The organism is Campylobacter concisus (genome assembly GCF_902460715.1).
Lineage (GTDB): Bacteria > Campylobacterota > Campylobacteria > Campylobacterales > Campylobacteraceae > Campylobacter_A > Campylobacter_A concisus_AK.
In genome coordinates, this window is the sequence record NZ_CABPUX010000001.1 from 660,524 (window position 1) to 672,478 (window position 11,955).

At 38.4% G+C, this 11,955-nt stretch carries 10 protein-coding genes and 1 pseudogene; all 11 read right to left on the minus strand.

The features are described from left to right. Positions 1 to 84: 84 nt before the first annotated feature. Positions 85 to 1,020: an NrfD/PsrC family molybdoenzyme membrane anchor subunit gene (gene nrfD / locus F3G91_RS03300; RefSeq protein WP_149700677.1), complete on the minus strand. Its 936-nt coding sequence runs from the start codon at positions 1,018 to 1,020 to the stop codon at positions 85 to 87. Then, positions 1,013 to 1,576 carry a 4Fe-4S dicluster domain-containing protein gene (locus F3G91_RS03305; protein WP_012140133.1) on the minus strand — a complete coding sequence of 188 codons (564 nt, stop codon included), beginning with the start codon at positions 1,574 to 1,576 and terminating at the stop codon, positions 1,013 to 1,015. Before F3G91_RS03305 ends, nrfD begins: the two co-directional genes overlap by 8 nt. A 9-nt stretch (positions 1,577 to 1,585) precedes the next feature. Continuing rightward, positions 1,586 to 3,860: pseudogene (gene phsA, locus F3G91_RS03310) on the minus strand (thiosulfate reductase PhsA). 303 nt (positions 3,861 to 4,163) lie between these two features. Beyond that, the gene (locus F3G91_RS03315) at positions 4,164 to 5,507 is read right to left on the minus strand and encodes an anaerobic C4-dicarboxylate transporter (RefSeq protein WP_149700678.1); all 1,344 of its coding nucleotides are present in this window, start codon (positions 5,505 to 5,507) and stop codon (positions 4,164 to 4,166) included. 91 nt (positions 5,508 to 5,598) lie between these two features. Beyond that, positions 5,599 to 6,999 carry an aspartate ammonia-lyase gene (locus F3G91_RS03320; RefSeq protein WP_012140135.1) on the minus strand — a complete coding sequence of 467 codons (1,401 nt, stop codon included), beginning with the start codon at positions 6,997 to 6,999 and terminating at the stop codon, positions 5,599 to 5,601. A gap of 586 nt (positions 7,000 to 7,585) precedes the next feature. Beyond that, on the minus strand, positions 7,586 to 8,317 hold the full coding sequence (locus F3G91_RS03325) for an energy transducer TonB (RefSeq protein WP_223227806.1): 732 nt from the start codon (positions 8,315 to 8,317) through the stop codon (positions 7,586 to 7,588). A gap of 61 nt (positions 8,318 to 8,378) precedes the next feature. Next, entirely contained in the window at positions 8,379 to 8,762 is a 384-nt protein-coding gene (exbD, locus tag F3G91_RS03330) for a TonB system transport protein ExbD (protein ID WP_103567691.1), read from the minus strand. Continuing rightward, complete coding sequence (exbB, locus tag F3G91_RS03335) at positions 8,749 to 9,177, minus strand: TonB-system energizer ExbB (RefSeq protein ID WP_103573494.1); 429 nt, start codon at positions 9,175 to 9,177, stop codon at positions 8,749 to 8,751. The genes exbD and exbB overlap by 14 nt, the downstream gene beginning before the upstream one ends. Before the next feature lie 219 nt (positions 9,178 to 9,396). Then, a complete protein-coding gene (locus F3G91_RS03340; protein WP_149700680.1) occupies positions 9,397 to 10,053 on the minus strand; it encodes an isochorismatase family protein in 657 nt (218 codons plus the stop codon). Continuing rightward, positions 10,053 to 11,039, minus strand: coding sequence for a sensor histidine kinase (locus tag F3G91_RS03345; protein ID WP_149700681.1), 987 nt, complete (start codon positions 11,037 to 11,039; stop codon positions 10,053 to 10,055). Before F3G91_RS03345 ends, F3G91_RS03340 begins: the two co-directional genes overlap by 1 nt. Further along, positions 11,036 to 11,869: a DUF234 domain-containing protein gene (locus tag F3G91_RS03350; protein ID WP_103595858.1), complete on the minus strand. Its 834-nt coding sequence runs from the start codon at positions 11,867 to 11,869 to the stop codon at positions 11,036 to 11,038. Before F3G91_RS03350 ends, F3G91_RS03345 begins: the two co-directional genes overlap by 4 nt. Between the last annotated feature and the right edge of the window lie 86 nt (positions 11,870 to 11,955).

Below are 11,955 nucleotides of genomic sequence, written 5' to 3' on the forward strand. Positions count from 1 at the left end.
CTCCTAAAAAACAAACTTTAATAAGAATTGTATCTATTGTAATACTTAATAGGTAAATTTCAAATTAAAATTCTTTTTTAAGTATTAAATAAAAATTTGTCCTGCATAGACTATGTAATATCTTAGCAAAAAGACACCACAAATGACTAAAATAGCGTTTAACACGGCAAATTCGCGTTTGAAATCATGCACCTTTAAAACGCTTAAGTCTAAAATGATAGGCACAGCCATACCAAGACCTATGACGCCGATATAAAACATCAGCCCAAGAGAATTTGCGCTAAGTGCGTTTGCTACGCTCTGCGCACCACTTGCACTTGCACCTTTTACGACCATAAAAAGAGCAACTATTAGCAAAAACTCGACTATTATCGCTAAAAAGTCAAATTTTAATAAAAAGTGTGCAGTTTGGTTTTGTGCTCTCTTTTCATCTTTTAGCACGCCAAGAAGCAATGTAAAAGCACCAGCACAGCTTAAGCCAGAAACTAAGAATAATAGTGGCAAAACTGGCGTGTTCCAAAGTGCGATCTTGTGAGCTGCACTTAGCAAAAAGCCTGTATATGCACCAACGCCAATGCCAAGGATGAAAAGTAAAATTCCTATTAAACCTGAAAGTTTTTCAGCTAAATTTGCAAGCGCGTCAAAAAGAGAAATTTTAAGCGACGCGATCTCATTTTTAAACGCACCAAGCGCGTATATAACGCTAAGAGGCGTATAAACTAGAAGCAGCGCAACGCCTATTGACATAACTGAGTCAAAGTTGTAAAGCAAGAGTATCCAGTAAAAGCTAAGCGGTTTGCCAAGATCAAGCACCAAAAGAGCAAGTCCAAGGATGATCGCCACTGGAGCGATAATGACGGCTGCTTTAAAGTAGTAGTTGTCCTTGCCAAATTTATTTGAGATGAGCACAGCAACGATGCTAGCACCTGCACTAAGTCCTGCTAAAAATAGATAAAAAGCTATCGGCCAGCCCCAGTAAATTTCTGTGTATTGAGCTAGGCTTCCTGACATGTTATTCATGGTGTGCTCCTTTTGTATTTGCGATCATTGCAAGTGAAGGTTTTGTGTTTAACTCCGCTTTTGGCAAGTAGTATTTGCTCTCTTTTAGTTTTTTTGAAATTTTAGAGTTTTCATCATTTACGTCGCCAAAAGTTAGGGCATTTGTAGGGCAGACGCTAACACAAGCTGGCTCTTTGCCCTCTTCTAGCCTACTCTCGTAGCAAAATGTGCATTTGCCTATCTCACCATCTGGCAAGACGTAGCGAGCATCGTATGGACAGGCTAGGATGCAGTACTTGCAGCTAACGCAAATTCTATGATCAAGCAGTGTCACGCCATCAGCCGTTTTAAAGCTAGCGCCAGTTGGGCAAACCTCAACGCAAGGTGCATCTTCGCACATAACGCAGCTTTGACGTAAAAAGTCAGTCTTTAAATTTGGAAATGTCCCACTCATCTTTGCATGCACCTGCAAGCGGTAAAGTCCCCTTGGCACGTTGTTTGCACTTCTGCAAGCTACCGAGCAGCCTTGACAGCCGATGCATAAATTTTCATCATGTATCATCATATATTTTTTCATTTTTTATCCTTACGCTTTACTTATGCTAACGCCAACATTTGTAACCATAGTCGCAGCCACCGGACCCTCAGCTGGATCAAGAAGCACGCTTGTGTTAAGCCCTACGTGATCTATGCTCTTAAGGCCTGGCGTGATGTGTCCAAAGCCGTGATAGATAAAGAGCGTATCTTCTCTAATGCCCTCAGTCACCATAAGCTTGCCCTTTTGCTCGCCAAATTTATTTTTGACTAAGACTGTGTCGCCGTCACGTAAATTTTGCTTTTTAGCGGTGTTTGGATTGATCCAGATAGGGCTATCGCTCATAAGATCATTTAAAAATGGAACTGCCTGAGTGTGACCGTTGGTATGAATAGGCGTTTTGCCGCATGTTAGGCAAAGCTCGTGTCCGTCAAATGTGTCCATATCTTTATCATTTAGCGCGCCATATCCTGCAAACTGCGCCTCGACATCAGGTAAAAATAGCTCTATCTTGCCGCTTTTTGTTTTAAGCTTAGCCATATCGTCCATTAGGCCATTCTCGCCTACAAATTTAGCAGCGACTGGATATTTAGCGATAAATTTATCGATCATACCTTTTTCTCTAAACAAAATTCCCGGCTCATCCCACGTGATAAAGCCATCTTTTTCTAGTGCGGCAAGTAAATTTACATCTCCGCCGGCTTGTTGCATCCTAAACTCGCGTATGTCGTTCCAAGTGTAAAGCTCATCTATCTTCATGCGGCGTGCTAGCTCTCTAAAGATAAACGCTCCATCTTTCGTGTCGCCAACTGGATCAACGACTTTATTTCTTATCATATAAGCTGGTTTTAGACCTGACTTGTCCTCTATGCCCTCGTCGCGCTCTAGGTAGCTGCTCTCAGGCAAGATGACATCAGCAAAGGTCGCCATATCGTTTAGATAGACATCGCTCACTACGATGAGCTCAAGCTTCTTCATCGCCTCTATGCTCTTCATCGTCTCAGCCACGTTTATGAGGTGGTTAAAGCGGATGTTAAACCAACCTTTTATGGCGTAAGGCTTCTCGTTTAAGATAGCGTTATCTATATCCATCAAAACGCCATGTTTTCTGTTTACAAATTTATGCGCTCCAGCATCGCCAGCGAAGTCTAGTCTGGTGACTTTTGGCACTTTAAATTTCTCATCTGGGTTTTTAAGAACTGGGAATTTATCCTCGCCAACTAGCTTGTTAAAGGTCTTTGCGTTTTTGCCACCAAAAAGACCGCCCTTAACCTCCCAGTTGCCCATCATCGCATTTGCCACCATGATGGCTTTTGTCCTCATGTATTCAGCTCTTGTGGTGGTTGTTTTGTGACCAAAGTCGATGATAACTCTTGGAGCAGCCTTGTAAATTTCATCAGCGATGCGTCTAACATCACTTGCTTTTATGCCAGTAATTGCCTCTTGCCACTCAGGCGTTTTGCCCTCGACACTCTTTACGATCTCATCAAAGCCGGTTGTAAATTTCTCAATAAATTCTTTATCGTAAGTGCCATTTTGTATCCAAGTGTTGATAAGTGCTAGCACAAAGGCAAGGTCAGTGCCAGGTTTAACTGGTAGCCACTCATCAGCTTTTGAAGCCACAACGCTAAATCTTGGCTCAAGCACAAGTAGCTTTGTATCCTTGCTAGCTGCAAATTTAGCAAGCTTTTTAGCATCAGCTATGACGATGCCCTCAAAGAGGTTGTGACCAAAATTTACAACGTATTTTGCGTTTGCAAAGTCTCTTTTTAGCTTAGCGATGCCATACATCTGCTCGCAGACCATTTGATAGGTGATCGGACAGCATGAAAAGTGCGAAAAGCAGTTTGGCGAGCCATAAGCTGAGGCAAAATTTACCATTAGCTTATGCGTTTGCGAGCTTTTACAGGTAAAGACAAAGCTTTCAGGACCATACTTTTGCTTGATCTCAAGCATCTTTGTAGCAACATAGTCAAGCGCCTCGTCCCAGCTAACCTCACGCCATTTATTTTCGCCTCTCTCGCCAGCTCTAATTAACGGCTTTTTGATCCTATTTTCATCGTAGAGCTGGCTAAGTCCTGAGCCGCCTCTTGCACAAAGAGAGGTTGCCGTGCCGCCAGCTTTTGGATTGCCACTTAAAAAGCGAACTTTGCCATCAACGACTTTTGCTTCGATAGGACACCTTGAAGAGCACATCTCACAAAAGCTATGAACGTGCTTTTTCGCCTCCATTTGCAGCACCTTGCAAAGCACCACCTGATAGAGATGATGCAGCCGCGCTAACTCCTGCACTGAATTTTAAAAATTCTCTTCTATTTAAGCTCATCTTTCTCCCTTTAAAAGAAATTTTACTTTTTGTTATTTTATTATTTAAAGTTGAAACTAAAATTAAATTTTATTTAATAATTTTTTTTAGTTTTTATTTTTTATGATATGTGAGATCAAATATCAAAATAGAGCAAATTTTAAAAATGATAAATTAAGATGGATTAAATTTTAGCGCGATTTTTGCGTGATTTATAAAAGTGAAAAATTTAAAATTTAAAAAGAGATATTATTTAAGAATTTAATATAAAAAATTGAAAATTTAAAGAAGAATAAAAAGCCGAGAGAGATCTCGGCTTAAGTTTTATATAAGAACTGGAGCTACTATAAATCCAAGGATAACTGATAATGCAACCATTATAGTTCCTGGGATGAAGAATGAGTGGTTAAATACAAATTTGCCAACTCTTGTAGTTCCTGTATCGTCCATCGCTATCGCACCTAGTGTTGTAGGATATGTTGGCAATACAAATAGACCAGAAACTGCGGCAAATGAAGCTACAAGGATCCAAATTTGACCTGAATTTTCAGGGCTAGTCATACCAAGAGCAGCAGCAACAGCAGGCATCATAACCTTTGTTGTAGCAGCTTGTGAGTATAGCAAGCAGCTTAAGAAATAAAGTGCAACAGCTAGGATAAATGGATACTGAGTAACGAAGTCTTTTGCAACCTCTTTGATAGCGTCAAGGTGTCCATTAACAAATGTTGTACCAAGCCATGCAATACCAACAACGCAGATGCACGCATTCATACCGCTTTGAAAAGTGCTAGTTGATAGAAGTTTGCCTGTCTCAACTTTGCAAGCTACTGCGATTGTAAAGCCAATTGTTAGCATAAAGCTAATAATAGCAGCATCTCTTGAAAGGATAGGTTTTTCTACAAGACCTAAGCTCTTTGAAATGACTAGCGCATAGCAAACAACGATCAAAACGCCAACAGCAAAGATAGCAACTGATCTTTTTGCGTATGGTTTTGGCTCGTGATACTCAACATCCTTAACCTCTGCAACCAAACCTTTTGCAAGTCTATCTTGGTAGATAGGATCTTTTGAAAGGTCAAGATCGTAAAATTTATTGACGATAAATGCAGTGATAATCATCGCAACAAATGTAGTTGATATACAAATAAATAGCAACACTGGATAGCTAACACCTAGCTTTTCACATAGGCCACTCATAGCAACAAATGCAGCTGAGATAGGGCTTGCAGTGATCGCTACTTGAGAAGAGACAACTGAAAGCGCAAGTGGAGCTGAAGGTTTGATGTTTTGAGTTTTTGCAACCTCAACGATAACAGGGATCATAGAAAACGCAGTGTGTCCAGTACCTGCAAGGATAGTTAAAAAGTAAGTAACTATCGGAGCAAGAAAGTTGATCTGTTTTGGATTCTTGCGTAAAATTTTTGTTGCTACTTGAACTAAATAATCAAGTCCGCCCGCAACTTGCAAAGCTGTGATCGCTGAGATAACTGAAGCGATGATCAAGATAACATCCATAGGGATGTCTTTCATATCGACTTTCATACCAAGTAAAGCGAGTATCACAACACCTAGACCACCTGCGTAGCCAACGCCCATACCACCTAGTTTGACACCAAGATAGATGCCGCCAAATAGGACTATAATCTGTAAGATCAGCATTATATCCATCGAAAACTCCTTTATTAAATTTTATTACTAAAATCACCACTTAAGCGTGTCAGAATTCTGACACGCTTTTAATAATACTTTGCTTAAATTTTTACTTAACCATGCTCGGATTTAGCATATTTTTAGGCTCTAAAATCTTATCGATCTCTTCTTTGCTTAGATAGCCTCTCTCTAGGCAGATATCGCCAACTGCTTTGCCTGTTTGAAGAGCTTCTTTAGCGATGCTTGCTGATTTTTCGTAACCGATATATGGGTTAAATGCTGTTACGATACCAACTGAGCCAAGAACTGATTTTAAGCAAGCTTCAGGGTTTGCTGTAAGTTTTTTGATAGCTTTTTCAGCTAGTGTTTTCATAGCATTTTCAAGGATAAATATAGAGTTAAATAGCGCATAAGCGATGCCTGGCTCAAATGCATTTAGCTCGAATTCGCCTCTTTCAGAGCAAAGCATAATAGTTACGTCGTTGCCGATAACCTCATAGCACGCTTCACCTACAACCTCAGCGATAACTGGATTTACCTTACCTGGCATGATTGAGCTACCTGGTTGCATTTGAGGTAAATTTATCTCACCTAGACCGCATCTTGGGCCTGAGTTCATTAGCCTTAAGTCATTTGCGATTTTTGAAAGTCTAACAGCTGCAGTTTTTAGCGCACCACTTACATGCACGAAGTCTGCAGTATCTTGTGTAGCTGCGATGAAGTCATCTGCTTTTTTGAAATCAACTCCAGTGATCTCTTTTAGTTTTTTAACAACTACATTTTTATACTCTGGGTGGCAGTTGATGCCTGTGCCTATCGCAGTTGCGCCCATGTTTAGATGTGTCATTGATTCACGAGCAGCTGTGATCTTTTCGATGTCACTTTTGATGTAGCTTGCAAATGCGTTAAAAGTGTTGCCAAGTGTTGTAGGGACGGCATCTTCAAGCTCTGTTCTACCCATTTTGATGATATCTTTAAATTCTTTTGCTTTTTTCTCAAGCTCATCTTTTAGTAAATTCATAGCAGCAAGCAAGTCAGTAAGCTTTGCATAAGTTGCTACTTTAATAGAGCTTGGATAAGTGTCATTTGTGCTTTGTCCAAGGTTTGTGTGATCGTTTGGATGGATGTATTGATACTCGCCTTTTTTATGACCAAGGCTCTCAAGCGCGATATTTGTGATAACCTCGTTTGAGTTCATATTTGTACTTGTTCCTGCTCCACCTTGAACCATATCAACGACAAATTGATCTAAAAATTCACCAGCTATTACTCTATCAGCAGCTTTTGCCAAAGCATCAGCTATCTTTGGATCTAAAACGCCAACCTCTTTATTTGCAAGCGCAGCAGCTTTTTTGATCTGTGCAAATGCCTTTACAAAGTATGGATACTCTTTTAATGTTCTACCACTCATGTGGAAGTTTTCAGTAGCCCTAAATGTTTGGATGCCATAGTAAAAATTGTCAGAAATTTCCAACTCGCCAATAAAATCATGTTCTCTTCTGGTTGCCATAACAGCTTCTCCTTAGTAAAAAATTGTTACCGAGTGAAATTATATAGGTATTTAAGATTTTAAATATTAATGACTACTTATTTTTTTTAAGCTTTAAGTTTTTGACTTGATATGGCGCTCTTTGAAAGAAAATTATATTTCATATTTAAGCTAATTTTTAGGAATTTGCTTGTCTAAATTGTTATATTACTAATAATATCACTTTTTTATTATATAAAAAGGGTCAAATTAGCTCAGATTTGTCCTACACTTTAAGTTTAAAAGCCATTTTTGAGAAAATTTAATATAAAATAAATATAAATTTACAAAATTTATAACAGCCAAGCTAAAATTTCATAGTTAAAAAATTTTTATAATAATATTTTGTTTAGCAGTAAGTAAGGTAAAAAATTAAATTTTATTAAATTTGCTATCACCTTTTAAAGCAGCTTCTAAAAAGGCAACCACAAGAATAATAATTGATTAAAAATTTATCATTTGTCCTTATTTATTTTAAATATAACTTAAACTAAGTTTTTATTAGTATATAAAAATCTTTATTTTATACATTAATATATCTTGCAAAAAATAAGTCAAAAAACTAAAACTATCTTAATGTAAATGCTATCGGAAAGCGAAGATAGCGAGCTTCTTTTGGCTTTGGAAACTCAGAGCTTGCTTTTTTGACATTTTCTAAAGCACCATTATCAAGCGACTCAAAGCCTGAACTTTTAGTAACCTTTAGCTCGTCTATGCTGCCATCTGTTTTAAGCAAAAATCTAACTTCAACAATGCCTTGATGCTTCATCCTTCTAGCGTTGTTTGGGTAGCTTTTATGCTTTTTCACAGCTGCTATGACCTTGCTAAAGCCCTCATCGCTCTGTGCGTTTGATAAATTTAGCTCTTGGGCTACTTTTTGAGCTGGAGCTGAGGCGATAGACTTATTATTTGCTGGTAAATTTGAATTTACAACAGGTGCTGGGGTCGCGGCAGGAGATGGCGCAGTGATAGCAGGTGTTGGCTCCACCTTTGGCTCAGGGCGAGGCTCAGGCTTTGGCAGTGGCTTTTTCTCCACTTTTTTAGGTTCAGCTTTAGGCTTTTCTATCTTTTTTGGCTCTGGTTTTGGCAGTGGCTTTGGCTCTATTTTTGGCTCGGGCTTAGGTTCTGGCTTAGGAGGCTCAGGTGGTGGCGGTGGAGCCGGAGGTATTGGCTCTGGTATCATCACTTGTTCGCTTATCTGCGGAGCTGAAGTTTGCGGCACTGGAGTAAAAGAATTTAGAGCTATTTTTATAGGTTTTTGCTCGTCTATCTTTATCTCACTAAAATTATGTGAAAGCAAAAAATAAGCCGCTGCTACATGCACTATCGCCGATACTGCTAAGCCACTATAGTTTGAAATTTTACTCAGAGACTGTTTGGATTGCAAAGTTTTCGTGTCCCTTTTCTTTTAATATATCTATGACCTTCACAAAGCTCTCAAATTTAGCGTTTTTGTCGCTTTTTAGCTGCACTAAAGTCTTAGTATCAATGGCATTTAGCTTATCTTTCAGCTCATCTTCCGAAATTTCCGCGTCATCTATAAAAAATTTATTATCTTTATCGATAACGACACTCACTTTTTTCTCGTCCTCTTTTATCTGCTCTGTACTGCTCGCACTTGGTAGATCAACTGCGATCTTGCCTTGGGCGATGAAGGTCGAGATGCTTAGCACGATGGCTAGCAAAACGAGCATGATATCAATAAATGGGACGATATTTAGCCCATCTTTTTTATTTAGACGCATTTTTGGCCTTGTATCTGTTTATCATGACATCGACTTTTCTAACAAAGCCGTTGTAGATCATAAGCGTCGGGATCGCCACAAGTAGGCCAAATGCGGTCGCTTTTAGTGCTAAAGATAGGCCAATCATGATACTTTTTGTATCAATGCCGCCAGCCATACCCATGTCGTAAAATGTGATCATTATGCCAGCAACCGTGCCAAGAAGCCCGATATATGGGGCATTTGAGTAGATGATATAAAGTGTGGTTAAATTTTTTGTTAGCGCCTCATCGAGCTCTTCGATGTTTTTGTAGCTATTTATATCGACGCGTGAGTAAAAAATGATACGCTCTATCGTATACCAAAGCACAAAAAAGCTCATAACGCCCAAAATACCGATGATTATATAGTCAATGTTGTGTTTTAAAAGTTCCATAATACCTCTTATTTTTAAAATTTGAGCGTGATTATAACTATATTGATAGTTAATGTCAAATATATTGTAAAAATGTAACCTAAAAATATTTTATAAGAAGAGAAATTTAAAGAGAATAGATCTGAAAATTAGCGCAAATCCGCGTTATTAATTATATTAATACGATAGATAAGCGCTAAATTTTATAACTTGATAATTGTTTTTAATATAAATATATGGCTAAATTTCTAGCTCTTTTACTACACGTGCATTTAGTGCCATTTGCATGTGTTGTAAAAATACATATTGATAAAAATCTCCACTATGCCCTGGTGCATCGTAGGTTTGCACTAAATTTGCAGGCACGATGATTTCTCTTTTTAAATTTTGCTCATTTGCGCTAAGTCTTAGGTGAGAAACAAGCTGATAGATGCACATATCGGTGCAGTCGCCCATAATGACAAAGCTATCAAATTTACTTATAAATTTATTAAACTCCTGCGAATAAGCGATGCTAAGTGAGTTTTTATAAAAAATTTTCATCTCACTAAAAAAGTCTAAATTTCTTAGCTCATAAACTGCCTCTGCCTCATTTTGCCCTTTTAAAGCATGAGCTGGAAAGCTCGCAAACTCAGCTGAATTTGGCTCATGAGCATCTTGGATGAGGATGAAGTTTTTAAGGTCAAATTTATCCCTTGCTAGCTTAAAAGTCTCTGCTATGCCCTTTGAGAGCTCACCCACACGCTTGCTAGCTAGTGCGCCTTCACAACAAAAGCCATTTATCATATCAACGCTTATAAATGCCACTTTTTCGCTGCCATTTTTAAAAATTTCACTAAATTTAAGCGCTTTTAGGCCATTTTGCCACGCATTTAGCTCATCTAAAATTTCACTCATCACTTCTCCTTTATAGGTAAATTTATACAAAATGTCTTTGGCTCAAGGGTTATCTCTATGCTGCCCTTGTGCGCTTCTATTATCTGCAGGCAAAGGTGCAGTCCTAGGCCATTGCCTTTTAGTTTGCTCGTCTTAAACGGCTCAAAGACGATATTTTCATTTTTTATAGAAACGCCGCTGTCATAGACTATAAATTTATGCTCATTTGGTGTCTTTTCGTAGCTTAGTCTCACCACACCTTCGTCGTTTTCGTCCTCTTCGATGGCGTCGATCGCGTTAAATAAAATGTTTTGAAAGACCATCGCGATGAGGTCAAAGTCGCCACTATAAAGGGCGTCAGGGAAATTTAGCTCAAAACTTATATCTTTTGAATATTCATAAAATTTAAGCGCCTCTTCGCACTCACTTTTGATGTCTAAAAAGTTAAATTCCTTTGGCATGATGCTAAGCCCTTTTGTAAAAAGAAGTGTGGCTTTGATGATGCGCTCAACCCGCCAAATTCCCTTTTGTATCTGCTCTACGATGGGCAAAATTTTTGGCTCAGCCCTTTTTAAAAGCGTGGAGTTTAGAAGCGAGATAGAGCCTATGGGGTTTCTTATCTCGTGAGCTAGGTGCGCTGCTACTTGACCCATCGAGGCTAGGCGCTCGGTGCGTTTTTCTTGCGTTATGTCAGTAGCAGAGATGATCTTTTTATCGTCTTTGACCACCTTTTTTACTAGATAAATTTGTGAGCCAAAATTTAGCTCGCCCTCATCTTTTGGGATGAAATTTAGCGCTTTGCCAAGCTTTTGCGCCTCTGAGTTTTGTAAGAAAATTTCATCATTTTCATCAAGCACCCAAATGGCATTTGGCAAAATTTCCACGATATCTTTTATAAAACCTTGCAAGCTCATATAAGAAGCGGTCAAATTTTTATACTCACGCTCTATCAGATAGGTCTGCTCTATTAGGCTTTTTAGGCCATTTTGTATATCGATATCACTCACAGCAACTCCTCATAATCTTTTATCTCATAAAGCCTAAGTCGCTCATCTTTTAAGCCCAAAAGCTCGTTGCTAAAGCCACTTTTTGAAAAAAGTGCCACGATATCAGGCTTTATGCCAAGTCTTTCGCACTTGTGAAGGACTAAATTTAAGACATTTTTACAAATTTTTCGTTCTTTATACTTTGCTTCGCCGACTATTATCTTGCCATTTATGCTAAAAAGCATGTCTAGCTCTATATTTTTGCTCCAAAATGAGCTTAACAAAATGCCATCAAACCCAAGCTTTTTAGCCATTAGCTCGCCGCTTAAAAGCTCAAAGCCAAGGCTCGCGTACTCGTCAAATTCTCTTCTTATAAGCTCTAAAATTTCTTCACTCCTGCCCTCTTTTAAAAGGCTTAAATTTGGCTCGATAAATCTAAACCAAAACCTTGAAAAATGGCTGTTGAAGTGAATTTTATCCTCTATCTTATAAGCTCGCTCACTCTTTTTTAAAATTTGGCGTTTATTTTTTACTCGTGGCTTTTCTTGGCTCTTTTCAAGCACTAAAAAATCCTTACTAAAAAGCTTTGCATAGACCCTATTTGTCATGCTTTGGGGCAAAATTTTATTTACGCTAAATTTCTTTCTGTCGCTTCTAGCAAGCTTAATGAGAGCCATTTTGATGGCCTCGTCGCTATCCTCGTCAAAGTAAAACCTAGCCATCAAATTTTTATAATCATCTAAAATTTCAGCCCTGATCGCCTCAAAAACATCGTAGTATGAGCCCTTTAATAAAAAGTCATCAAAAACAAGATGAAATTTTATAACTTCAGCAATACCAAGGTGCTTCATCCGCTCAAATGTCGATTTTATGGCTAAAATTTCGTATCCTTTGTGTGGCGGATTGTAGCATATTTTTAGAAAATTTTAATTATAAT